General features: G+C 65.9%; 23 protein-coding genes and 1 pseudogene. 13 read left to right on the forward strand and 11 right to left on the reverse strand.

The window, feature by feature from the left end; all coding sequences use genetic code 11:
• Window positions 1-132: pseudogene (locus V6M89_RS15205) on the forward strand (thiamine-phosphate kinase); the annotation flags it as partial.
• On the opposite strand, the gene V6M89_RS15210 reads toward V6M89_RS15205, so the two are convergent.
• Complete coding sequence (locus tag V6M89_RS15210; RefSeq protein ID WP_332853950.1) at window positions 117-2,723, reverse strand: EAL domain-containing protein; 2,607 nt, start codon at window positions 2,721-2,723, stop codon at window positions 117-119. The pseudogene V6M89_RS15205 and the gene V6M89_RS15210 overlap by 16 nt on opposite strands.
• Before the next feature lie 289 nt (window positions 2,724-3,012).
• Between V6M89_RS15210 and V6M89_RS15215 the strand changes: the two genes are divergently transcribed.
• From V6M89_RS15215 to V6M89_RS15230, 4 genes are all read left to right on the forward strand, one after another.
• Complete coding sequence (locus tag V6M89_RS15215; RefSeq protein WP_116992177.1) at window positions 3,013-3,504, forward strand: CinA family protein; 492 nt, start codon at window positions 3,013-3,015, stop codon at window positions 3,502-3,504.
• Between the two features lie 84 nt (window positions 3,505-3,588).
• Window positions 3,589-4,317, forward strand: a complete 729-nt coding sequence (locus tag V6M89_RS15220; RefSeq protein ID WP_116992176.1) for a hypothetical protein — start codon at window positions 3,589-3,591, stop codon at window positions 4,315-4,317.
• Between the two features lie 6 nt (window positions 4,318-4,323).
• Entirely contained in the window at window positions 4,324-4,869 is a 546-nt protein-coding gene (locus tag V6M89_RS15225; RefSeq protein WP_332853951.1) for a hypothetical protein, read from the forward strand.
• Between the two features lie 9 nt (window positions 4,870-4,878).
• Window positions 4,879-5,538, forward strand: a complete 660-nt coding sequence (locus tag V6M89_RS15230; RefSeq protein WP_332853952.1) for a hypothetical protein — start codon at window positions 4,879-4,881, stop codon at window positions 5,536-5,538.
• 161 nt (window positions 5,539-5,699) lie between these two features.
• Here V6M89_RS15230 and V6M89_RS15235 read toward each other — a convergent pair whose 3' ends face one another.
• Window positions 5,700-6,248, reverse strand: a complete 549-nt coding sequence (locus V6M89_RS15235; RefSeq protein WP_332853953.1) for a TetR/AcrR family transcriptional regulator — start codon at window positions 6,246-6,248, stop codon at window positions 5,700-5,702.
• 86 nt (window positions 6,249-6,334) lie between these two features.
• Here V6M89_RS15235 and V6M89_RS15240 point away from each other — a divergent pair, with 86 nt between their 5' ends.
• Entirely contained in the window at window positions 6,335-6,949 is a 615-nt protein-coding gene (locus V6M89_RS15240; protein ID WP_332853954.1) for a DJ-1/PfpI family protein, read from the forward strand.
• On the opposite strand, the gene V6M89_RS15245 is transcribed toward V6M89_RS15240, so the two are convergent.
• Window positions 6,946-7,839 (reverse strand): LysR family transcriptional regulator, encoded by an 894-nt coding sequence (locus tag V6M89_RS15245; RefSeq protein ID WP_332853955.1) that lies wholly within the window; start codon window positions 7,837-7,839, stop codon window positions 6,946-6,948. The two genes, V6M89_RS15240 and V6M89_RS15245, sit on opposite strands and share 4 nt — an antisense overlap.
• A 90-nt stretch (window positions 7,840-7,929) precedes the next feature.
• Here V6M89_RS15245 and V6M89_RS15250 point away from each other — a divergent pair, with 90 nt between their 5' ends.
• From V6M89_RS15250 to V6M89_RS15260, 3 genes are read left to right on the forward strand one after another with little or no spacing between them, the layout of a single operon-like run.
• Window positions 7,930-8,916, forward strand: coding sequence for a zinc-binding dehydrogenase (locus tag V6M89_RS15250; protein WP_332853956.1), 987 nt, complete (start codon window positions 7,930-7,932; stop codon window positions 8,914-8,916).
• A 53-nt stretch (window positions 8,917-8,969) separates the two neighbouring features.
• Window positions 8,970-9,296 (forward strand): ArsR/SmtB family transcription factor, encoded by a 327-nt coding sequence (locus V6M89_RS15255; protein ID WP_332853957.1) that lies wholly within the window; start codon window positions 8,970-8,972, stop codon window positions 9,294-9,296.
• Window positions 9,293-10,330, forward strand: coding sequence for a cation diffusion facilitator family transporter (locus V6M89_RS15260; RefSeq protein ID WP_332853958.1), 1,038 nt, complete (start codon window positions 9,293-9,295; stop codon window positions 10,328-10,330). Before V6M89_RS15255 ends, V6M89_RS15260 begins: the two co-directional genes overlap by 4 nt.
• A 19-nt stretch (window positions 10,331-10,349) precedes the next feature.
• On the opposite strand, the gene cysK is transcribed toward V6M89_RS15260, so the two are convergent.
• The 3 genes from cysK to tcdA form a co-directional block, all read right to left on the reverse strand.
• Window positions 10,350-11,282, reverse strand: a complete 933-nt coding sequence (gene cysK / locus V6M89_RS15265; protein ID WP_332853959.1) for a cysteine synthase A — start codon at window positions 11,280-11,282, stop codon at window positions 10,350-10,352.
• A 41-nt stretch (window positions 11,283-11,323) separates the two neighbouring features.
• On the reverse strand, window positions 11,324-11,794 hold the full coding sequence (locus V6M89_RS15270) for an FKBP-type peptidyl-prolyl cis-trans isomerase (RefSeq protein ID WP_332854099.1): 471 nt from the start codon (window positions 11,792-11,794) through the stop codon (window positions 11,324-11,326).
• A gap of 119 nt (window positions 11,795-11,913) precedes the next feature.
• Window positions 11,914-12,756 (reverse strand): tRNA cyclic N6-threonylcarbamoyladenosine(37) synthase TcdA, encoded by an 843-nt coding sequence (gene tcdA / locus V6M89_RS15275; protein ID WP_332853960.1) that lies wholly within the window; start codon window positions 12,754-12,756, stop codon window positions 11,914-11,916.
• Window positions 12,757-12,829: 73 nt separating this feature from the next.
• On the opposite strand from tcdA, the gene pdxH reads away from it, so the two are divergent.
• Together pdxH and V6M89_RS15285 are read left to right on the forward strand one after the other, a co-directional pair.
• Entirely contained in the window at window positions 12,830-14,065 is a 1,236-nt protein-coding gene (gene pdxH, locus V6M89_RS15280) for a pyridoxamine 5'-phosphate oxidase (protein WP_332853961.1), read from the forward strand.
• A gap of 75 nt (window positions 14,066-14,140) precedes the next feature.
• The gene (locus V6M89_RS15285) at window positions 14,141-15,370 is read left to right on the forward strand and encodes a cyclopropane-fatty-acyl-phospholipid synthase family protein (protein WP_332853962.1); all 1,230 of its coding nucleotides are present in this window, start codon (window positions 14,141-14,143) and stop codon (window positions 15,368-15,370) included.
• 90 nt (window positions 15,371-15,460) lie between these two features.
• Here the strand turns inward: V6M89_RS15285 and V6M89_RS15290 are convergent, their stop codons facing one another.
• The 3 genes from V6M89_RS15290 to msrA are packed head-to-tail and all read right to left on the reverse strand — an operon-like array spanning window position 15,461 to window position 19,367.
• Window positions 15,461-17,734, reverse strand: coding sequence for an ATP-binding protein (locus tag V6M89_RS15290; RefSeq protein ID WP_332853963.1), 2,274 nt, complete (start codon window positions 17,732-17,734; stop codon window positions 15,461-15,463).
• Window positions 17,735-17,741: 7 nt separating this feature from the next.
• The gene (locus V6M89_RS15295) at window positions 17,742-18,797 is read right to left on the reverse strand and encodes an HD-GYP domain-containing protein (RefSeq protein ID WP_332853964.1); all 1,056 of its coding nucleotides are present in this window, start codon (window positions 18,795-18,797) and stop codon (window positions 17,742-17,744) included.
• An 18-nt stretch (window positions 18,798-18,815) separates the two neighbouring features.
• Window positions 18,816-19,367, reverse strand: a complete 552-nt coding sequence (msrA, locus tag V6M89_RS15300; protein ID WP_332853965.1) for a peptide-methionine (S)-S-oxide reductase MsrA — start codon at window positions 19,365-19,367, stop codon at window positions 18,816-18,818.
• A 109-nt stretch (window positions 19,368-19,476) separates the two neighbouring features.
• Here msrA and V6M89_RS15305 point away from each other — a divergent pair, with 109 nt between their 5' ends.
• A complete protein-coding gene (locus tag V6M89_RS15305; RefSeq protein ID WP_332853966.1) occupies window positions 19,477-19,980 on the forward strand; it encodes a flavin reductase family protein in 504 nt (167 codons plus the stop codon).
• Between the two features lie 95 nt (window positions 19,981-20,075).
• The gene (locus V6M89_RS15310; RefSeq protein WP_217945022.1) at window positions 20,076-21,260 is read left to right on the forward strand and encodes an acyl-CoA dehydrogenase; all 1,185 of its coding nucleotides are present in this window, start codon (window positions 20,076-20,078) and stop codon (window positions 21,258-21,260) included.
• A gap of 118 nt (window positions 21,261-21,378) precedes the next feature.
• Here V6M89_RS15310 and V6M89_RS15315 read toward each other — a convergent pair whose 3' ends face one another.
• Both V6M89_RS15315 and V6M89_RS15320 read right to left on the reverse strand, forming a co-directional pair.
• Complete coding sequence (locus V6M89_RS15315; RefSeq protein WP_332853967.1) at window positions 21,379-22,059, reverse strand: OmpW/AlkL family protein; 681 nt, start codon at window positions 22,057-22,059, stop codon at window positions 21,379-21,381.
• Window positions 22,060-22,134: 75 nt separating this feature from the next.
• Window positions 22,135-23,556, reverse strand: coding sequence for an esterase (locus tag V6M89_RS15320; RefSeq protein WP_332853968.1), 1,422 nt, complete (start codon window positions 23,554-23,556; stop codon window positions 22,135-22,137).
• Window positions 23,557-23,723 lie beyond the last annotated feature (167 nt).

The raw sequence follows: 23,723 nt of genomic DNA on the forward strand, positions 1-23,723 counted from the left end.
GCGGCCGCCAGCGTGGCCACGCCGGTCACCCGCGTCGGCCGCATCGAGGCCGCGCCCGGCCTGCGCCTGGTGGACGCCGCCGGCGCCGCGCTCGACTTGCAACTACACAGCTTCGATCACTTCACTTCCTGAAGCGCGGTGACGTCCTCGCCCGGATGGCCCACCAGACGGCCGCTGCCGTGCATCAGCCAGTAGTGGTGGAAGGCCAGGCGGATGTTGTCGCGCAGCTGGGTGTCGTCCCACGGCTTGGTGTAGAAGCGGTAGATGGCGCCGCGGTTGATCGAATCGAGCACCGCGTCCAGCCCGGTGTAGCCGGACAGGATGATGCGTATCGTCTCCGGATACATCTCCTTGACCTTGCTGAGGAACTCGGTGCCGCTCATGACCGGCATGCGCTGGTCGCACACGATCACCTGCACCGCGTGCAGCGCCAGCATCTCGAAACCCTCGCCCGGCGTGGCCGCCGTCAGGATCTGGTAGCCGTCGCGGCGGAACAGCCGGTGCAGCGAGGACAGCACGTTGACGTCGTCGTCGACGATCAATAGCGTCTGCGCCGGCTGGCCGTCCTGCTCCGGGTCCGGCGGCAGGCTTTGGCCCGACAGCACCAGCTGGCCCATCTCCAGCGGCGCGACCGGCCGGCTGAAATAATAGCCCTGGATCTCGTCGCAGCGGCTGCGCCGCAGGTACTCCAGCTGGGCGCGCGTCTCCACCCCTTCGGCGATCACCCGCAGCTTCAGGCTGTGCGCCATGCTGATGATGGCCTGGGCGATGGCGGCGTCGTTGGGGTTGGTGGTGATGTCGCGCACGAAGGCGATGTCGATCTTCAGCTTGTCGATCGGGAAGCGCTGCAGATACGCCAGCGACGAATAGCCGGTGCCGAAGTCGTCGATCGCCACCTTCACGCCCAGCGCCTTCAGGTTGGTCAGCACGCTGATGGTGCGCTCGGTGTTGGTCATCAGCGCGGTCTCGGTCAGCTCCAGCTCCAGCAGCTCGGGCGGGACGTCGTGGCGCAGCAGCGCGCTGCGCACCATCAGCTCCAGGTCGCCCTCGATGAACTGGCGGCTGGCGACGTTGACCGCCACCCGCACCGGCCCGACGTCGCTGCGCAGCCAGGTGCCGATCTGGCGGCAGGCGGCGTCGATGATCCAGGCGCCGACCCGCACGATCAGGCCGGTATCTTCCAGCACCGGCACGAACTCGGCCGGATACACCATGCCGCAGCCGGGCCGCTGCCAGCGCAGCAACGCCTCGGCGCCGGCGATTTCGCCGGTGTGCAGGTTGACCTTGGGCTGGTAGTGCAGCAGCAGTTCGTTGTGCTCGAGCGCGCGGCGCAGCGCCAGCTCCATGTCCAGCCGCGCCAGCACCTGCACGTTCATGCCGGCGGTGAAGAAGCGGTAGCCGTCGCGCCCGGCCTGCTTGGCGCGCTCCATCGCGGTGTCGGCGTACTTGACCAGGGTGTGCGGATCGGTGGCGTCGTCCGGGTACATGGCGATGCCGATGCTGGCGCTGAGCGCGGCCGGGTGGCCGTCCAGGTCGAACGGCAGGCGCAGCGCCTCGCGCACCTCGTTGGCCATGTGCACCGCGTCCTGCTGGTCGCGCGTCATGGTCAGGATCAGCGCGAACTCGTCGCCGCCCATGCGGCCGACGGTGTCGCGGATGCGCACGCACTGCACCAGCCGGTTGCTGAACTGGCGCAGCAGCTCGTCGCCCAGCGCCGCGCCCAGCGAATCGTTGATGTTCTTGAAGCGGTCCAGCGCGATGAACAACACCACGATGCGCCACGACTTTTCCTGCGCCAGCGCGACGGCGTCGGTCAGGGTCTGGAAGAACAGCGTGCGGTTGGGCAGGCCGGTCAGGCTGTCGTAGTGGGCCATGTGCTGCAACAGCTCCTCGGCTTGGCGGCGCTCGCTGATGTCGCGCGCCACGCCCAGCAGGATGGTGGGCTGGCCGGAGCGCTGCAACAACTGCCAGTACAGCTCCACCGGCACCGCGATCAGGTCGCGCCGCATCAGCTCCAGCTCCAGCAGTTCGGGCACGCGCGCCGGGCCGAGCGCGGCGGCGAAAGCGATCAACCGCTCGGCCTGCTCGCACAGCGCGGCCGGCGCGCCCAGGCCGATGCGGCTGGCGGTCTGGCCCAGCATCTCGCTGCGCGGATAGCCCAGCATGCGGCAGGCGCCGTCGTTGACGTCGACCAGCTCGGCGCTGGTGGCGTCCAGCAGGAAGATGGCGTCGGCGGTGGCGTCCATGGCGCTGCGGAAGCGCTGCAGTTCGGCGGTGCGCTCGCGCACGGTCTGCTCCAGCAGCGTGTTGTAGCCGCGTGTTTCGCGGTGCAGCAGGCGCACTTCCAGCATGTTGCGGATGCGGGTCAGCACCTCGACCGGGTCGAACGGTTTGCTGACGAAGTCGCGCGCGCCCAGTTCCAGCGCCTTGATCTTGTGGTCGGGCTGGGCGGTGACCACCAGCACCGGCAGCCAGGCCTCGGTCTCCAGCGGGCGGATCGCCTCCATCACGTCGAAGCCGGTCATGCCCGGCATCTGCATGTCGAGGATGATCAGGTCGTACTGGTGTTCGGCGTGCCAGCCGGCCACCACGCGCGGATCGGTGGTGGCGCTGACGTGGGTGTAGCCGGTGGAGCTGAGCAGGAACTCCAGCAATTCCACGTTCACCGGCTGATCGTCGACGATCAGGATGCTGGCTTTTAAGATGTCGGTCTGGCTGATCATGGGATGCGCCTCCGTGCGGTCCCCGATGAGCCGGCGTCATGGCCGGTTCGGACCGCTTCCTGTTCCTGAGCAAGCTTAACAGTTTGCCCAATGGGCGGCGCACGGCTGCGGTGTTTGGGCAGCGGCGACCGGGCTATCCTTTGAGTGTACGCAAGTTCAAATCGACGGTCTAATGTTTTCTGGCATGTTGCTGTTCAGGCAAATCATCCGTGCATCGCTGGCATCGATTGCACACTGCATGGTAGAGTGGAAGCCAGCCCGCAGATTGCCGCAACAGAAGGAGATCCTTATGAATTCGAACAGCGACACCATCCTCGACCTGGCCGCGCAAGTCGGCAAGTCCCTGCAAGCGAAAGGCCTGATCCTGGCCACCGCGGAATCGTGCACCGGCGGCGGCGTGGCCCAGGCCATCACCGAGATCGCCGGCTCGACCGCCTGGTTCGATTGCGGCTTCATCACCTATTCCAACGCCTCCAAGACTGAAATGCTGGACGTGTCGGCCGCGCTGATCGCGCAGATGGGCAGCGTGTCCGAAGAGGTGGCGGCGGCCATGGCCAGCGGCGCGCTGGGCGCCAGCAACGCCCATCTGGCGGTCTCGACCACCGGCATCGCCGGCCCCACCGGCGCCGTGCCGGGCAAGCCGGTCGGCACCGTATGCTTCGGTTGGGCCAATGGCGACACCGTGCACACCGAGCGGCTGGTGTTTGCCGGCGACCGCAAGGCGGTGCGCGAACAGACCGTCATCCATGCGTTGCAGGGTCTGCTACGCTTTATTGACTGAATGGGCGGTTAAACGGCGCTGGCGGTTGCCATCCCGCCACAAAACAATTACTCTCGACGCATTCGAGCGATTCAGGAGTGATTGATGCAAAATTCGGTACATTTTATTCTCCAAGGTAAAGGCGGTATCGGCAAGACCTTGGTGTCGACCATCCTGGCGCAGTGGATCGCGGGCAAGGACGAGACGCCATTGCGCTGCTACGACACCGACCAGGAGAACGCGACCTTCTCGCGCTACAAGGCGATGGACGTCAAGCATGTGCCGGTGATGACCGACAGCCGCAACATCGACCCCAAGCGCTTCGACGCGCTGATGATCGACATCCTGGAAGAGGACGGCAACTGCGTCATCGACAACGGCGCCAACACCTTCTCCCCTTTGATGGGCTACCTGATCGAGAACGATTGCTTCTCGCTGCTGGAGGAATCGGGCCGCAAGGTCTACATCCACACCATCGTCGGCGGCGGCGACACGCTGCACGACACCGCCATGGGCTTCGTCTCCACCGCCAAGTCGACCAAGGTGCCGCTGGTGCTGTGGGAAAACGAGCACTTCGGCCTGCTGCAATCGGCGTCCGGCAAACAGTTCACCGAATCGCAGACCTATGCCGACAACTCGTCGCGCGTGAAGGGCCGCATCGTGCTGTCGGCGCGCAACGCCGACACCTTCGGCGCCGACATCAAGAAGATGAACACGGCCCGCCTGACCGCCAACGAGGTCAAGGAAAGCGACAAGTTCAACCTGATGGAAAAGCAGCGCATCAAGGTGGTGTTCCGCGACTTGTTCGAGCAACTCGACAAAGTGGAGTGGTAAGCCGCCATGGATCAGCAGAAGCTGCGCAGCCTGGTCTTTGAAAAAACCGGCGTCAAGATCGACATCGACGATCCGGTGTTCGCGCTGGTGGCGCTGAACGAGGCGGTGCTGGCCGAGACGGTCGAGCGCCACATCGCGCTGATCGACGCCGCCTCGCAGGAACTGGTGCAGCACGCCAGGACGGCCGGCGGACTGGGCGCGCAGCAGGCCGGCGGCCGCAAGCCGGTGGTGCTGGACGCCACCAACGAACCGGCGGCAGCCGGGGCCGAAACACCCTCCGCCTACGCGCCCGCGCCCGCCTCCGGCCCGGTGCGGCCGATCGCCACGCAAGCATCGGCCATCACGCCGCGCGAGCTGCGGCTGCTGGGCGCGGCCGCCGGCGTCGCCATCCTCAGCGCGCTGCTGGTGCTCGGCGGCCAGGCGGCCTTCTTCAAGCCGGGGCTGTCGGCGGAACAAAGCGCCGCGCTGGCCAGCGCCGACAAGCTGAACAAGGCAATCCAGAAGCTGGATCCGAAAGTGCGCGAACAGCTACAGACCGAACTGCAAAAATAAGGAAGATGCATGCACTTTGAAGTCCCCAAGGCCAAGACCATCAAGGAATTCGGTGGCGAATATTTGATGATCGTGATCAGTATCGCCACCGCGTTGGCGCTGGAACATGGCGTGCAGACGCTGCACCACCGCCACCTGGCGCATGAAGCCGCCGTCAAGATCGACGCCGAAATCCAGGTCAATGTGAAGGAGCTCGACGAAGCGCTGAGCCACAACAACGATCAGCTGAAAAAAATACAGCTGGCGCGTGAGCAGCTGCTGGCCGGCATCAAGGACAAGGTCGATGGCCAGCTGCTGATCAAGCAGCTGACGCAGCAGCACAAGCTGGGGCTCAGCGTCATGACGCCGTCGTTGCGCCGCGAAGCGTGGGAAGTGGCGGTCGCCAGCCAGGCGGTCAGCTGGATGCCGCAGCAACAGCTGGAGCGCTACTCCGGCATTTACGCCAACATGCGCGACGTGCAATCGATCAGCAGCAGCGGCGGCAACAACTTCCTCAACGGCGCGGCCATGCTGAACACGGTCAGCGACATACAGATGGGCGAAGGCGATCCCAAGGCCATCTACCGCATGCTGACGCAGATGATCAGCGCCTACTCCAGCACGGACGGCAATCTGCAGGAGCTGCGGGACAAACTGGCCAAGTCCGCCCAGGACGCGCCGCATTCATGAGCCGCGCCCGGCGGCAGGCGGCGTTGCAGCAGTAAATCAGCCGCCGGCCAGCACGGCCGTCGAGTACGGCGCCAGCACTCGCCAGCCGAGGCTGGCGTACAGTGCGCGGCCGGCTCCATCCGGCCAGCCAGCGCGCCAGCAGGCCCAGGTCCAGCGCGGGCTTATGCACGGTGGAGGAAGGGCGATTTTCCCAGCAGGGCCAAGGCATCCTGCACGCGCCGCGCAAACGCGGACGGCTGGATGCGGTCGCCGGATTCCTGACCGCCGATCAGGCACAGGTGCGCCAGCCGGCCCACCAGGTCGGCGTCCACCGATGCATCGGCGCGGGTGCGGCAGGCGTCGATGGCGAACGTCAGCCGGGTCTGGTCGACGCGCTGCTGATAGCCGGCCACCAGCGGGTCGTGGCGCGCCCACGCGCGGATGGCGGTTTCGCGGCCCGGCTGTTTTTCGGCGGCGATCGCCAGGTAGCGTTGCAGCACCTCTTCCAGGCTGCGGCCGGCGGCCGCATGGGCCAGCATGCGGTCGGCGTAGTCGGCTTCCCACGCCGCCAGCAAGGCATGGACGAAATCATTGCGGCTGCGGAAATGGTGGTAGAACGAGCCGCGCGTCACATTCAGGCGGCGCGCCAGGCGCTCGGCCGAGATGCCGGCATCGCCGTCGTGGTCCAGGGCATCGAAGCCCGCGGCTATCCAATGGTCACGCGTTAGCACTCGTCTCCTCCCGAAAACATACAGACTGTGTATGGTAGCACCGGCATGGCTAGACTGCGGCTTCCTACCCCAACCATGGAGCCGCAATGAAGACCATCACCCTCGTCGCCTTCGACAACTTCACCGACATCGACCTGTTTTTGATGTGGGATATCCTCGGCCGCAATCGCCACGACTGGCGCGTGCGCATCGTCGGCAAGCAGGGCCAGCTGCGCTCCGCCCACGGGCTGCTGGTGGACACGCACGGCGCGCTGGCCGAGGCGAACCAGGCCGACGTGGTGCTGTTCGCCAGCGGCAAGCAAGGCGTGCCGGCGGCGCTGGCGGACCCGGACTTCGTGAACGCGTTTCAACTGGACCCCACGCGGCAGCTGATCGGCTCCATCTGCGGCGGCGCCTTCATCCTGGCGCAGCTGGGCTTGCTGCCGGGTCGGCGGGCCACCACCCATCCCGATGCGCGCAGCGCGCTGCGCGCGGCCGGCGTGGAGCCGGACGAGCGGCCGTTCATGAGCGTCGGCAACGTGGCGACGGCGGGCGGTTGCCTGGCCGCGCTGTATCTGGTCGGCTGGGTGGCCGAACGGCTCTTTGGCGCCGGCAAAAGCCTGGAAACGCTGCGGCCGGTGCTGCCGGCCGGCCAGTACGATCTGTACGAAAACATCATCGTCTCGAGCATCCGCCAAGGCCGGGAAGAAACCGGCGGCTAGGCCAGGCCGGCCAGCAGATGCTCCCACAGCCGGGTGGCGACCGGGCCGTGGGCGATATCGCGGCGGCGCGCGATCACCAGCTCCAGTTCGCTTTCGCGGAAATGATTTCCGGCGATCGACAACAGCCTTCCCTGCGCCAGGTCCTCGTCCACCAGGTAGCCGGGCATGTGGCCCCAGCCCATGCCCTGCAAGATCACCTCGCGCTTCATGAACTGGTCGGCGACGGTGCAGCGGCGCGCGCCGTCCACCACGAAGTAGTCGCGCGGCGGGCTGTCGCGCGCGCTGTCGCGGATCATGCATTGCACGTAGGGCCGCATCATCTCGGGCGTGATGGCTGCGTCCAGCGGGAAATCCAGGAACCCGGGCGCGACCACCGGCACCAGCTTGACGCGCTGCCACGGGCGCGCGTCGAAGCGCATGTCCGCCTGGTCGAGGTGGTGGAAGATCAGGTCGGCCTCGCCGCTGTGCAGCCGCTCCCACGGTCCGGACAGGGCTTCGAAATGCAGGTCCAGGCGAGTCGCCGGACACTGTGCAAAAAACTGCCGCAGCAGGCGCAAGGTGGCCGGCAAGGGGCAGAGGTCGCCGATCACCACGGTCAGCTTGACCTCCTCGCCCAGCGCGATCTGCCGGGCCTGCATTTCCATCTGGCGGGCGCTGTCGAGCAGCTGCCGGGCCTGCTCGACGAAGGCCTGCCCGGCGGCGGACACGGCGACGCGATAGCCGCTGCGGTCCAGCAGCGCCAGCCCCATTTGCCGCTCCAGGCTGGCAACGGCGGCAAACACGCTGGGATGGGAGCGATGCAGCCGCACCGCCGCCTTTTGGAAGCTACCCAGCTCGGCCACCGCCAGGAAACATGCCAACTCTTGCAGGGTAAAACCAACAGAGTTCATAAATCCTACAAAGATAGACGGAATTATTCAATTTTATCCGAATGTGTTCTTCCCTACAGTGACGCTTCGATCATCAACAGGAGAACCCTCATGCGCGCCATACACATCGCCCAGTTCGGCGGTCCAGAACAGTTGCAAGTGATTCAGCTACCCACGCCGGTGCCGGCCAGCGGCCAGGTCCTCATCCGCGTCAAGGCGTTTGGCCTCAACCGCGCCGAGAGCTATATGCGCCGCGGCTTGTGGGGCGAGGTCGCAAGGGTGACGGGCATCGAATGCGTCGGCGAGGTGGCCAGCGCGCCCGGCACCGATTTGCGACCGGGCCAGAAGGTCGCCGCCATCATGGGCGGCATGGGCCGCAGCATCAACGGCAGCTATGCCGAGTATGTGTGCGTGCCAGCCACCAATGTGGTGCCGCTGCGCTCGTCGTTGCCGTGGGCGGAGCTGGCCGCCATCCCGGAATCGTATGCAACCGCCTGGGCCTGCCTGCACGACAACCTGGAACTGCGGCCCGGACAGACCTTGCTGATACGCGGCGCCAGCTCCGCGCTGGGCCAGGCGGCCTGCAATATCGCGGCGCACATGGGGGCGCAGGTGATCGCCACCACGCGCCGCCCGGTGGAGCTTGGCCCCGTGCTGAAAAAGAACGGTGCGCGCGACATCATTGAAGAGCAGCCCAGCGTGGCCGGCGCCGTGCGCGCGCTTGCGCCCGCCGGTGTCGACGCGGTGCTGGACCTGATCGGCAATACCACCCTGCTCGACTCGCTGGCGGTCGCGGCGCGGCCGGGTCGCGTTTGCCAGGCGGGCTTCCTCGGCGGACTGGAACCGCTCGGCAATTTCCTGCCGCTGCAGCACCTGCCGCCGCGCGTGCAGCTGAGCTTTTTCGGCAGCTTCGCGTTCGGCACGCCCGGGTTCGAGCTGGACCGGCTGCCCTTGCAGGACATCGTCGAACGGGTGGAACAAGGCCTGTACCACGCCCGCCCCGCCGAGGTGTTTGCCTTCGCCGACATCGCCAGCGCCCACCGCTACCTGGACGCCGGCACGGGCCTGGGCAAGGCGGTGGTGGAACTCGACCAGTAGCCTGGCCCGCAGTTCCATGCTAACATGTGAACACCTATTCACTTGTTAGCATTATGAGCTGCCAACACGACTATTCCGTTTGCGATCCCGCGATTGCCCAGCTGGCCGATTTGTTCCATCTGCTGGGCGATCCAACGCGCCTGCGCATCGTGCTGGCCTGCGTGGCGGCGCCGATCGCCGTCAGCGACATCGCATCCTCGTTGGAGCTGAGCAGCTCGCTGGTCAGCCACCACTTGCGTTTGCTGCGCGCGGCGCGCATTGTCAAGTCTGAGCGCCAGGGCAAACAAGTGTTCTATTCCGCCGCCGACGCCCACATCAGCGGCGTACTCAACGATATGCTCGAACATATCGCAGAACCTTCCAACGGGAACGAAGCATGAGCAAGCACCACGATCATCACGACCACGATCACGACCATCACGAGCATGACCACGATCACGGCCATGACCACGCGCCGGCCAAAGGCAAGGCCAAGGCCTGCAGCCACGATCACGGGCACGACCATGGCCACGGCGGCCACCATCACCACCACGGCGATCCGAACACCATGGGCCGCGCCTTCGCCATCGCCATCGTGCTCAACACGGTGTTCGTGGCGATCGAATTCTTCTACGGCTTCCTGGCCAACTCCACCGCGCTGATGGCCGATGCCGGCCACAACCTGTCCGACGTGCTGGGCCTGATGCTGGCCTGGGGCGCGGCCATCCTGGCCAAGCGCGTGCCGAACGGCCGCTATACCTACGGCCTGCGCAGCACCTCGATGCTGGCGGCGCTGTTCAATTCCATGCTGCTGATGGCGGCCTGCGGCGGCATTGCGTGGGAAGCGGTACAGCAACTGGTGCGCCCGGAACCCGTGGCCGGCCTGACCGTCTCGGTGGTGGCCGGCGTGGGCATCCTGGTCAACGGCTTCTCGGCGTGGTTGTTCATGTCCGGCAGCAAGGACGACATCAATATCCGCGGCGCCTACCTGCACATGGCGGCCGACGCCGCGATCTCGCTGGGCGTGCTGGTGGCAGGCGTGATCGTGCGCTACTCCGGCTGGAACTGGCTGGATCCGCTGGTCAGCATGGTCATCGTCGCCATCATCGTCTACAGCACCTGGTCGCTGCTGAAGCAAGCGATGCGCATGATGCTGGCCGCCGTGCCGGACAACCTGGACCACGCCGACGTCGAACAATTCCTGCGCGCGCAACCCGGCGTGACGGACGTGCACGACCTGCACATCTGGTCGATGAGCACCACCGAAAACGCGCTGACGGCGCAGCTGGTGACGCCGGCCGGCCATCCCGGCGACGCCGCGATGGACGCCATCAGCGCGCAGCTGAAGGAGGAATTCTCCATCGACCACAGCACGCTGCAAGTACGGCTAGGCACCACCGCGCACGAGTGCAGCCTGCAAGAGCAGCCGCACTGACGCCGTCTAGTCCAGCAGCTTAGTCCGCCAGATTGGCGTACAGCGCCGTGCTCAGATAGCGCTCGCCAAAGGACGGGATGATCGTCACGATGATCTTGTCCGCATTCTCCGGCCGCCGCGCCACCTGCAGCGCCGCCCACAGCGCGGCGCCGGAGGAGATCCCCACCAGCAGTCCCTCCTGGCTGGCCGCCAGCCGCGCGGTAGCGAACGCATCGTCGTTCTTCACGCCGATGATCTCGTCGTACACCTTGGTATTGAGCACGGCCGGCACGAAGCCCGCGCCTATGCCCTGGATCGGGTGCGGCCCCTTGGTGCCCTTGGCCAGCATCGGCGACGCCTCCGGCTCCACCGCGATGCAGCGGAACTCCGGCTTGCGCGCCTTGATCACCTCGCCCACGCCGGTAATCGTGCCGCCGGTGCCGACGCCGGCCACCAGGATGTCGACGCGGCCGTCGGTGTCGGCCCAGATTTCCTCGGCCGTGGTGCGGCGGTGCACATCGGGATTGGCGGGATTGTTGAATTGCTGCGGCATCAGGTAGCGCGGATCGCGCTCGGCCATTTCCTCGGCCTTGCGGATCGCGCCCAGCATGCCCTCGGCGCCGGGCGTGAGCACCAGCTCGGCGCCATAGGCGCGCAGCAGCATGCGGCGCTCGCGGCTCATGGTGTCCGGCATGACCAGCGTGCAGCGGTAGCCGCGCGCGGCGCACACCATCGCCAGCGCGATGCCGGTGTTGCCGCTGGTCGGTTCGAGGATGACGGTGTCGGGACGGATCTGGCCGGCCGCTTCGGCCGCTTCGATCATGGACAGGCCGATGCGGTCTTTGACGCTATGGGCCGGGTTGCAGTATTCCAGCTTGGCCAGTACCTGGGCGGTGCCGCCCTTGGCCAACCGGTTCAGCCGCACCAGCGGGGTGCGGCCTATCAGTTCGGTTACGTCGTTGGCTATCTTCATCAGGAACCTCCGGGTAGGGGCAGAGGTTCCAGTCTACGCCTTTATTTTACGTCCACCAGCTCGACATCGAAGATCAGCGCGGAATTCGGCGGAATGCCGCTACCCGGCGTCGGCCGTGAGCCATAGGCCAGTTCCGACGGAATAATCAGCGTGCGTTTGCCGCCCACTTTCATGCCCTGGATGCCCTGGTCCCAGCCCTTGATGACGCGGCCGGCGCCCAGCACGAAGTCCAGCGGCTCGCCGCGCGGAATCGACGAATCGAACAGCTTGCCGTGCATGGCCTTGGCCAGCGGACGATACAGCCAGCCCGAGTAGTGCATGTAGACGGTGGAGCCGGTGGTCGCTTCCTTGCCGGTGCCGAGCTTGGTGTCGGTGACGATCAGCTGCTCGGCGGCCGGGCCGGGCGTGGCCGAACCCACCACCATCGGTGGCGGCGGCGGCACATCGGCCGGAGCGACTGGCGCGGTCGGGGTCTGCGCCTGGGCCACGGAGGCCGCCAGCGCGCACAGCATTGCTACTAATACGGAACTACGCGTCATGGTTTTATTCTTTCGATGTGGTCTGTGGATAGCACGGTCCCCGTGCCAGCGCGCACCATGATAGCAAACCCGCATCGCCAGCTGCATAAAATCTAAATCGTTTCGGCCGGCGCTACCGCAGGTTGCACGCTGTCGGCCAGCTTGCGCAGCACCTGGCTGGCGGCCACCATGCCGAAGGTGGCTGTGACCACCATCGCCGAGCCGAAGCCGGCGCAATTGAGGCCGGTGACGCCGCCGGCGCGCTCGTCGCCGTCCACCGCGCACACTTCGGCCGTCTCCGGGAACTTCAGCGGCTCCATCGAGAACACGGCGTCGACGTGGAACTTGGTCTTTTCGCCGCGCGGGTAACCGTACTGGCTACGCAACACCTTGCGCACTTTTTTCAGCAGCGGCTCCTGCTCGGTGCGGGCCAGGTCGCGCACGGCGATCTGGGTCGGGTCGGTCTGGCCGCCGGCGCTGCCGATCAGTATCATCGGCATAGTGTGCTGGCGGCACCAGGCGATCATCGCGGCCTTGGCCTTGACGTCGTCGATGGCGTCGACCACGAAATCATAGTTGCCGGCGCCCAGCATCTGTTCCAGGTTGTCCGGCGTGACGAATTCCTCGATCTGGTTGACCACGCAGAACGGGTTGATGTCGGCGATGCGCTCGGCCAGCGCGATGATCTTGGCCTGGCCAACGGTGCTGCCCAGGGCCTGGATCTGGCGGTTGATATTGGACTCGGCGACGTTGTCCAGATCAATCAGGGTCAGCTGGCCGATGGCGCTGCGGGCCAGCGCCTCGACGATCCAGGAGCCGACGCCGCCGGTGCCGACCACGCACACGTGGGCGGTGCGGAAGCGCGCCAGCGCGCGTTCGCCATAGAGGCGGGCGATGCCGCCGAAGCGGCGTTCGAAGTCGACATCGTCGAATTGGGTAGGTGCTATGGAGTTCATGCCGACATTTTAACGGACGCCGCCGCGAAAATTATTTTAGAATGACTTTCCCACCCAGCCAGAACGCCCTCCCATGAGCATTTCCCTGCACGACACCGCCCCCGACTTCAGCCAGCCGATAGCAGTCTTGAAACATTGTCACGACCGCATACGCAAGCAGCTGGAGACCCTGCAAAAACTGCTGGCCCACCTGCCCAAGCACGGCGCCGACGCCGAGGCGCAGAAAGCCGCCCAGGCGGTGCAGAAATATTTCAACCAGGCGGCCCCGCTGCACCACGACGACGAGGAGCAAAACCTGGTGCCGATGCTGCAAGCGACCGCGCGCGACGCCGACGCCGCGCTGCTGGCCGAGCTGGTGCCCGGCATCCTGGCCGACCACCAGCAAATGGACAAAGACTGGCATATAATTAATTCGCAACTTGATCAAATAGCCAACGGACAGAGTAGCGCCCTGTCGGCCGAGCAGGTGCAGCGCTTCTGCGACAGCTACGCGGCCCACATGGTCACCGAGGAAACCAACATCGCGCCGATGGCCAAGCGTTTGTTCAGCCCCGAGCAGATGGCGCAGCTGGGCAGCGCGATGCAGGTGCGGCGCGGCATCACGCCCGAGCTGCCGCAAAGCCAGGTGCCGGAGCAGCGGCAGGTGGCGGTGTCCAACGCGGTGGCGGACGGCGTGGTGCTGGCCGACCTGCGCCTCGATTACGGCCGCGCCAGTTTGACGGAGCAGGACGTGCTGGACGATCCGATCGCCCAGTTCGGCAAGTGGTTTGAAGAGGCCATGCACGCCAAGGTCAACGAACCGAACGCGATGAGCGTGGCCACGGTGGACGCGGAAGGCAAGCCCAGTTCGCGCATCGTGCTGATCAAGCAATACGACGCGCGCGGCTTCACCTGGTACACCAACTACGGCAGCCAGAAGGGCCGCCAACTGGGCGACAACCCGCACGCCGCGCTGCTATTCTTTTGGAGCGAGCTGGAACGCCAGGTACGGATAGAAGGCAAGGTCGTCAAGACCTCCGCCGAGGACAGCGACAAGTACTTTTACAGCCGGCCGGTGAAGAGCCAGATCGCGGCGATCGCCTCGCAGCAAAGCGCGCGCATCGCCAGCCGGGAACAGATGGAAGCCAATTACGATGCGGCCGCCGCGGTCGGCGGCGAGCATCCGGTGCGGCCGGAGAACTGGGGCGGCTATCGCCTCGATCCGGTGCGCATCGAGTTCTGGCAGGGACGCCGCTCGCGTTTCCATGACCGGATCGTGTATGTGAAACAGGCAGATGGAAGCTGGGTGAAGGAGCGCCTGCAGCCTTAAGCGGACCGCCCCGTCGCAGGACACCAGACCATCGCTTGCGGTGGTCTTTTCGTTTCTGGACTCGGAGGTGTGATCGTGTTCGTACAAAACCGTCTCAGTAGCTGGATCGCCGGCATCCGCCAGCAAATCGCGCTGCCGCTGCGCATCGAATTGTGGAACGGCCAACAGATCGACTTTTCCAGCGAGGCGCCGCGCGTGACGATACGCCTGCCCAATGTCTCGGCGGCGCGCTACCTGCTGACGCCGTCGCTGTCCAACCTGGGCGCGGCCTATGTCGAGGGCGCGATCGAGGTCAAGGGCCGCGCGCACGACATGATCGCCATCGTCAACGCGCTGGCGCGCACCACGCTCAAGGCCGAGGGCAAGTTCGCCCGCATCGTGCGCAGCATGGGCCACAGCAAGCAGCAGGACGCCGAGGCGATCCGCTACCACTACGATGTCTCCAACGAGTTCTACCAGCAGTTCCTCGATCCGGCCATGGTGTACTCCTGCGCCTACTTCGAGCACGGCGACGAGGACCTGGCCAGCGCCCAGGCCAAGAAAATCGACCACATCCTGCGCAAGATCGAGCTGCGGCCGAACCAGACGCTGCTCGACATCGGCTGCGGCTGGGGCGCGCTGGTGATACGCGCGGCGCAGCAGTACCAGGCGCGCTGCATCGGCATCACGCTGTCGGAAAACCAGTACGAGCTGGCCAAGGAGCGCGTGCGGCGCGCCGGGCTGGAGCAGCTGGTCGAGATCCGCCTGCAGGACTACCGCGACGTGCGCGGCCAGTTCGACCGCATCACCAGCGTCGGCATGTTCGAGCATGTGGGCGTCAAGCATTTGACCGAGTATTTCGCCACCATCCACAAGCTGCTGGCGCCGGACGGCGTGGTGATGAACCACGGCATCACCACCACCGATCCGGACAACGGCGAAACGCCCTACGGCGGCGGCGCCTTCATCGACAAATACGTGTTCCCGCAAGGCGAGCTGGCGCACATCGGCCATGTGCTGAAGGCCATGCAGCAGGGCAAGCTGGAAGTGTCCGACGTGGAAAACCTGCGCCGCCACTACGCCCGCACCTGCGCCATCTGGACCGACAATTTCGAGGCCAACACGGAACGCGTGCAGGCGCTGGCGGGCGACAAGCGCTATCGCATCTGGCACGTCTACCTGGCCGGGTGCAGCTATGCCTTCGAGCAGGACTGGATCAGCCTGTACCAGATCGTCGGCCGCAAGGCGGGCCAGCGCAGCGCGACGCTGCCGTGGTCGCGCCGGCACATGTATCCAGAGTCGCAAAACCTCGTCATTCCCGCGTAGGCGGGAATCCATGCATTGCATGAATTCCCTCCATACGCCGCGTGATCGGCACGGCAGCATGGGTTCCCGCCTGCGCGGGAACGACGGATTTCACGCCGGTGGCGCGGACATGGCGTCGATGCCGCCGTCTATCAAGTCCTTCAGCGCCACGTAGACTTGCTGCAAGGCCGGCTCCAGCCGGCCGGACGCCAGCTGCCACGGCTGGCCGGCGTGCAGCGCGGCCGACAACTGCTCGGCCAGCGCCACCGCGCGCGCCGCGCCGAAGTTGACCAGCACGCCCTTCAGGCTGTGCGCCGCGCGCGTGCTGCGCTGCATGTCGCCCGAGGCCAGCGCCGTGCACAGGTCCTGCCACAGCTGCGGGCCGTCGTGCAGGAACAGCGCGGCCAGTTCCAGCAGCAGTTCGGCGTCGCCGTCCAGCCTTTGCAGCGCGCCGCGCCAGTCCAGCAGTTGCTGGCCGATGTCCGGCTGGTAGCGCAGCAGCATCTCGCGCAGCTGCTGGCTGTCGACCGGCTTGGCCAGGTAGTCGTCCATGCCGGCGTCCAGGCAGCGCTCGCGGTCGCCGGTCATGGCGCGCGCGGTCATCGCGATGATCGGCACGTGGCCGCCCTGCGCCGATTCGCGCAGGCGGATCTGGCGGGTGGCGGCCAGGCCGTCCAGGCCCGGCATCTGCACGTCCATCAGGATCAGGTCGTAGTCGCCCTGGCCGGCGCGCTCCAGCACGGCCAGGCCGCTGTCGACCAGCGTGACGCGGTGGCCCAGTTTTTCCAGCAGCCGCATCGCCAGCCGCTGGTTGACCGGGTTGTCCTCGGCCAGCAGCACGCGCAGGCCGCCGCGCGCAGCGGCAGACGCAGGCGCGGCCGGTGCAAGATCGCCTTCGCCGGCCAGCAGACTGCCGTCATTGGCGCTGCGGTTCAGGTTTTGTCCGGGCGCCAGCACGGCCAGCGGCGGCAAGGGCGCGGCCTGCGCCACGCCGGTGTGCAGCAAGGGCACGGTGAAGCTGAACACGCTGCCCCGCCCCGGCGCGCTGTGGACGTCGATGCGGCCCTGCATCAGGATCACCAGCCGGCGGCAGATCGCCAGCCCGAGGCCGGTGCCGCCGTACTCGCGCGTGGTCGAGCCGTCGACCTGGGCGAAGGCTTCGAAGATCATGTGCTGCTTTTCCGGCGGCACGCCGATGCCGGTGTCGCGCACGGCGAACACGATCTCGCTGCGGTCGTCGTGCTCGGCGGCGATAGCCAGTTGCACCGTCACGCCGCCCTCGCCGGTGAACTTGATGGCGTTGCCGACCAGGTTGAGCAGCACCTGGCGCAGGCGGCCCGGGTCGCCCTTCATGATGCGCGGCAGTTCCGGCGGAATCTCGGCCGCCAGCGCCAGCCCTTTCTGCCGCGCCCGCAGGCTCATGGCGCGCAGCGTGTCGCCGACCAGCTGGCGCAGGTCGAACGGCACTTCCTCGATGTCCAGCTTGCCCGCCTCGATCTTGGAAAAATCCAGGATGTCGTCGACGATGTGCAGCAGCGCGTCGGCCGAGGCCTTCACCAGCAGCAAATCGGCGCGCTGGTGGGCGTCGATGTCGGACTCCAGCACCAGCTCGGTCATGCCGAGGATGCCGTTCATCGGCGTGCGGATCTCGTGGCTCATATTGGCCAGGAATTCGCTCTTGGCGCGGCTGGCCGCCTCGGCCGATTCGACCGCGTGCTGCATGGCGGCGCGGGCGGCGCGCTGTTCGCTGATGTCGATGAAGTAGCCCAGCATGTAGGACAGCCCGCCGCTGTTGATGACCTTGCGGCTGACCAGCACGTCGAGCGGCGGATCGAAGGTGGCCATGCGGCGCTCGGTGGTGACCATGCGGCCGGACGACCAGGCCAGTTCGTCTTCCTCGTGGGTGGCGGCGGCCCAGCGCGGCGTGGCGAATTCATCGACCGTGCGGCCGAGGATTTCCGCCCGCGAGCGCTGGGTGAACTCCTCGAAGCGGCTGTTGAAGCGCAGGAAGCGGCCGTCGCGGTCCTTGAGGAAGATGGGGATGGGCAGCTGGTCGAGGATCTGCTCGGTCAGTTCCTGCTGGTCGCGGGCGGCCTGGTCTTCGGACGGCGCCCGCAGCTGCACTTGCAGGTCGGCGTGCAGCTCGCGCTGCAAGCCGGCCAGGCGCGCCGTGCGCTTGTCGCGCCAGGTGCCGACGTTGCCGCGCTGCTGGCGGTTTTCCTTGCGCAGCAGGGCGTTGGCCGAGCGCAGCTGGAGGACTTCCGCTTCCATCTCGGCCAGCGCGGCCAGTTGCGGTTCCAGCAGGCGCGCCAGTTCTTGCATGTCCAAGGCAGGGTGCGAGGCCAGCGCTTGCCGTATCAGAGCTACATGGCGGTCCTGGTCCATGGCGGCGTCAGGCCGTCAGCGCGGCGGCGCCGGGCTCGTCGCGGAAGCGGGCGCGGATGGCCTGCACGTCGTCCCAGCGCTGCAACAGCGCATCCACGCAGCGCGGATCGAAATGGGTATTGCAGTTGTCCAGCAGGTGCTGGCGCGCATCCTCCATGCTCCAGGCCTGTTTATATGGCCGCACGCTGGTCAGCGCGTCGAACACGTCGGCCACGGCAACGATGCGGCCCACCAGCGGGATGGCCTCGCCCGCCAGGCCGCGCGGATAGCCCTGGCCGTCGTAGCGCTCGTGGTGGGTCAGCGCGATCTCGGCCGCCAGCTTGAGCATGCGCGCCTGGCAATCCTTGAGGATGTTGTAGCCGATCTCGGCGTGCTGGCGCATGACCACCATCTCTTCCGGGTTCAGGCGGCCGGGCTTGAGCAGGATGTGGTCGGGTGTGCCGACCTTGCCGATGTCGTGCATGGGGGCGGCGTTCAGCACGTCCTGCTGCTGCTCCTCGGACTGACCCAGCTGCTCGGCGATCAGCCGCGAGTAGTGCGCCATGCGCTGGATGTGGGCGCCGGTTTCGGGGTCGCGGTATTCGGAGGCGCGGCACAGCAGCATGATGGTTTCCTGCTCGCGCCCGCGCAGCTCGGCGGTGGCCTTGGCCACTTCCTCGGCCAGCCAGCTGGCGCGGTGCTGCAAGCCCAGCGTGGCGCTGCGCAGCGCCAGCATGTTGCGGGTGCGGGCCAGGAACTCGACCTTGTCGATCGGCTTGATGAGGAAATCGCTGGCGCCGTTTTCCAGCGCACGGTGGCGCACGTCGACGTCGACGCTGGCGGTGACCATCAGCACCGGCGGGCGCTGGTCGGGCGGCGCCTCCAGCCGGGCGATCAGTTCCAGGCCGTTCATGTCCGGCATCATGTAGTCGACGATCAGCAAGTCGTAGGGATGGGCATTGCACCAGGCCAGCGCGTCGCGCGCCGACTGGAAGCTGATCGTGCTCACGTCTTTCAGTTTGTCGACCAGGCGCGACATCAGCACCAGGTTGATATGGGTATCATCGACCAGCACCACCTTCATGCATGCCCCCTTGTTGTTTTATTTTAAGCGATGCGCATAGGTGCTCTTGAACTTGGCGACCTTGGGCGCGACCACGAAGGCGCAATAGCTTTGCAGCGGATGCTGGCTGAAGTAATCCTGATGATAGGCCTCGGCCGGATAGTAGGTCGAGGCCGGCGCCAGTTCGGTGACGATGGGCGCGTCCCACACCCCGGCCATCTGGGCGATCACCTGGCGCGCCGTGGCTTCCTGCTGCGGCGACTGGTAGAAGATCACCGAGCGGTACTGGGGGCCGACGTCGTTGCCCTGGCGGTTCAGCGTGGTCGGGTCGTGGATGGTGAAGAAGATTTCCAGCAGGTCGCGAAAACTGATGACGGACGGATCAAATTGCAATTTCACCACTTCGGCATGGCCGGTGTCGCCGGCGCAGATTTGCTCGTAGGTGGGATCGGGCTGGTGGCCGCCGGTGTAGCCGGACTCGACATGGACGACGCCCTTGAGCCGCGCGAACACCGCCTCGGTGCACCAGAAGCAGCCGCCGCCCAGATAGGCCGTTTCGAGCGCCGTGCCCGGCGCGGACTGACTAGTCATGACTCCCTCGCGTAGAAGAATGCCCATGGGTTCACTGTAACGCAAACCAAGGCAATACGCTATCGCACGGTAAACTTTGGCATAATGGCTGAAAAGTCACAGGTCCACCATGCACACTCGTTCTCCCCGCGCCGACCAGCGCCCCTTCGACACCAGCCATTTTCGCCAGGCGCTGGGCCAGTTCGCCACCGGCGTCACCGTCATCACCACCCGGCTGGCGGACGGCACGTTCCGCGGCCTGACGGCCAGTTCCTTCAATTCGGTGTCGCTGGACCCGCCGCTGGTGCTGTGGAGCCTGGCGACCACGGCCAACAGCATGCCCATCTTCACCGGCAATTCGCACTACGTCATCAATGTGTTGTCGGCCGACCAGGCGCACCTGGCCAAGCAGTTCGCCACGCGCGGCATCGATCCGTGGGAAAACACCGAATACGAGCTGTCGCGCACCGGCCAGCCCATCCTCAAGGGCGCCTCGGCCTGGTTCGAATGCCACAACCGCAGCCGCTACCCGGAAGGCGACCACGTGATTTTCGTCGGCGAGGTCGAGCTGTGCGAGTTTTCCCCCTCCCCGCCGCTGATTTTCCACAGCGGCCAGTTTGGCAGCCTGGGCTAAAAACGGAAATTGGTGTCGCCATTTGAAAAGCCATTCCGGTGGCCGCGGCATAGAATGCGGGCAGCCTTCACCAATTTTCATAATGAGAGACCACTATGAGCCAAGCCCGCGCCCAATTCCACTGGGATGATCCCCTGCTGCTGGACCAGCAACTGACCGACGACGAGCGCATGGTGCGCGACGCCGCCGCCGCCTATTGCAAGGACAAACTGGCGCCGCGCATCCTGGACGCCTTCCGCCACGAAAAGATGGACACCACGATCTTCCGCGAGATGGGCGAACTGGGCCTGCTGGGCCCGACCATCCCGGAACAGTACGGCGGTCCCGGCCTGAACTACGTGGCCTACGGCCTGATCGCGCGCGAAGTCGAGCGCATCGACTCCGGCTACCGTTCGATGATGAGCGTGCAGTCGTCGCTGGTGATGGTGCCGATCTACGAGTTCGGCACGGAAGAGCAGAAACAGAAATACCTGCCGAAACTGGCCACCGGCGAGTGGATCGGCTGCTTCGGCCTGACCGAGCCCAACCACGGTTCCGATCCCGGCTCGATGATCACCCGCGCCAAGAAGGTACCGGGCGGCTACTCGCTGAGCGGCGCCAAGATGTGGATCACCAACTCGCCGGTCGCCGACGTGTTCGTGGTCTGGGCCAAGGACGATGAAGGCGCGATCCGCGGCTTCGTGCTGGAAAAAGGCATGGCCGGCCTGAGCGCCCCTGCGATCCACGGCAAGTTCGGCCTGCGCGCTTCGGTGACCGGCGAGATCGTGATGGACAATGTGTTCTGCCCGGAAGAGAACGCCTTCCCGGACGTGCGCGGCCTGAAGGGTCCGTTCACCTGTTTGAACTCGGCACGCTACGGCATCGCCTGGGGCGCGCTGGGCGCGGCCGAGGACTGCTGGCACACCGCGCGCCAGTACGTGCTGGACCGCCATCAGTTCGGCCGTCCGCTGGCCGCCAACCAGCTGGTGCAGAAGAAGCTGGCCGACATGCAGACCGAGATCACGCTGGGCCTGCAAGGCTGCCTGCAGCTGGGCCGCATGAAGGACGCCGGCACGGCGGCGGTGGAAATCACCTCGATGATGAAGCGCAATTCCTGCGGCAAGTCGCTGGACATCGCCCGCGTCGCGCGCGATATGCTGGGCGGTAACGGCATTTCGGACGAGTTCGGCATCATCCGCCACATGGTCAACCTGGAAGTGGTGAATACCTACGAAGGTACGCACGACATCCACGCGCTGATCCTGGGCCGCGCCCAGACCGGCATCCAGGCGTTCCAGTAACCCCGAAAGCTTGGGGTCTGACCCCGTACGGGGTCAGACCCCGCCCCGGTTCGGGGTGGGCGTAAAAAAACCGCTGCGGCTGCAAGGCCCCAGCGGTTTTTTTTACGCCTGCTTAGCTTTAGAAGCCCTTGAAGTTGTAGCCCACGCTGACGCTGACAGCCAGTGGATCCAGGCGCACGTCCTGGGTCTGGCCGGTCGAGAAGTGCACCTTGGTTTTCAGCTTGGTCTTGATCACGGTGGCGTCGATGAACCACTTCTCGTTGATCTTCACGGTGCCGCCGATCTGGTAGCTCAGCGCCCACTTGTCGTCCAGCTTGAAGGTGGTGCCCGGGCCGCCGGTGTTGAGCAGCGCGGTCAGCTGGCCGGAGCCGGTCTCTTTCTGGAACATCGCGTAGGTGATGCCCAGGCCCACATACGGACGGAACATCGAGTTGGCCGGCAGGAAGCGGTACTGAATGAAAGCCGTCGGCGGCAGCACTTCCGACGTGCCCAGCTTGCCCGTGCCCTCGATGGCGCCGGCGCCGATCAAGTCGTGCTTGTACGGCAGGCCCAGATCGACTTCGCCCGAAATGTTATCGGTCAGCATGTAGGCAATCGCGAAGCGCGGCTTGGTGTCCGAGCCGACGTCGGCCTTGGTGCCCGGCAGCGCCGGCGCCGAGACATCGCCCGAATCCACTTTCGGCGTGATCTTGTTGATGCCCAGCGTACCCAGCCAGGTACCCTTGGTCTGTTGCGCCGATGCGGCCGAGGCCACCGTCAGTGCGGCGGCCAGCGCCAGCAGTTTTACCGTGTTCTTCATATCGTCTCCTGATTTATTGTGTTGTGAGTCCGGCAGCCGTCCGCCCGGAGGCGGCGGCTGCCTGCGACGACAGAATTACAGCCAGCCCTTGACCACCAGCTTCTCGGCCACGTAACGGGCCAGCAGCAGGTTGTTGAACGGCGTCGGATGGACTTCGTCGGCGAAGGACCAGTGGCTGATGTCGCCGGCCTTGACGTTGCCGGCGTTGCACACCAGCGAGCTGCCCAGCGGGTTGGTCGCCGCGGTCAGGTTGCAGGCAGGTTCCTCAACGTTGGTCAGGCCGTATGGACCAGGGTTGGTCGCCTGGTCGTGGCTGACGGAGAACACGTCGACGATCAGCACTTTCGATTCCGACGCCAGGCCGGTGCTCAGCGCGCCATTAAACGCGGAAACCATGGCGTTGATCAACGGCTGCGAGCTTGGCTTGCTGCGGCCCGACGGCGTGGTGGCCACGTCCGGCAGGTTGTTCACGGTGACGTAGTTGGCGCCGTTGGCGATGATCTTGGTTTTGACCAGGTTGGCCAGTTCGGTACCGGCGGTGGCCATCGCGGCGATCAGCTCAGGACCGTGGGCGGCGGCATAGTCAGCCCCTGCCTTGGCGCCGGCGGCGTTGCCGGCGGCAGTGCCGGCGGCGGTGGCGTCGGTCGTGGCCTTGGCGACCATCGGCCCCCAGACGGCTTGCGAGGCGACCGCCGAATTGCCCGGCTGGACGGCGGCGGTGCCGATCGCGACCTGGGTGATGCTGGTCTGGCTGCTGCCGATACGGGCCGCTTCCGTTTGCGCTGCCAGGCCGATGGCGGCGGCGGCGGATTGCGGGTTGGTGGCGCCGGCGGCCAGCTGGCCTACCAGGCTGGTGACGTAAGCGGCGGCGCCTGCGTCAGCGCCAGCCTTGGCGCCGGCGGCGGCGCCGGCCGCCGTGGCGTCGGTGCTCAGCTTGGTCAGGTTGAACAGCGCATCGTTGCCGCCGGCCATGACGAACACCATTTCATCGCCCTTGAACTTGCCGCCAACGGCTTTCAGGTGGTTGTCGATCTGGGTGGTGACGGGGATGGTCAGCGCGCCCAGCGGGCTGCCGGTCAGCTTGTTGCCCGGGCCGACAGGGTTGGTCACGCGGGCGCCGCCCTGGGCGTAGCCGTAGCAGTTGGCGTGGGCCACTTGCGGTACCGAGAAGCCTTTGGTGGCGTCGCCGTCCAGGCCGGTCAGGGCCGCGCACGGGGCCGCCACGCCCAGCTGGGCGGCGACCAGTTCGGTCCAGTTCTTGCCGGTCAGCGTAGTGACGGTGGCGGAGCTGTCGCCATTGATCGTAAATTTGCCACCCTTGAGCGCGGCGACCGTGCCGACGGCGTAGGAGCCGACGTCGGACAGGCTGTCGCCAAACGACACCTGGCTGCTGTACTTGTTCTTGATGGTCTGATCGCCGGGTTTGGGATCGGTACCGCCGCAACCCGCAAGAACGGCCAGGGTAATTGCCGCGAGTGCAAATTTAGTATGATGCATGTTGTCTCCTAGAAAAATTCTTTTATAGTGTGATACGAACGGCCGTGCTATTCGCAACCCAACTAATATGCCAGCCTTAACCGCGAATGTATAGGGGAGCACATAAAAACCCCCTGTATTTGTGGCTAAAAAGAACGGTTGCTCGGCTGCATTTTCATAGAGACAAC

The organism is Duganella sp. S19_KUP01_CR8 (assembly GCF_036688705.1).
Taxonomy (GTDB): Bacteria; Pseudomonadota; Gammaproteobacteria; order Burkholderiales; family Burkholderiaceae_D; genus Rugamonas.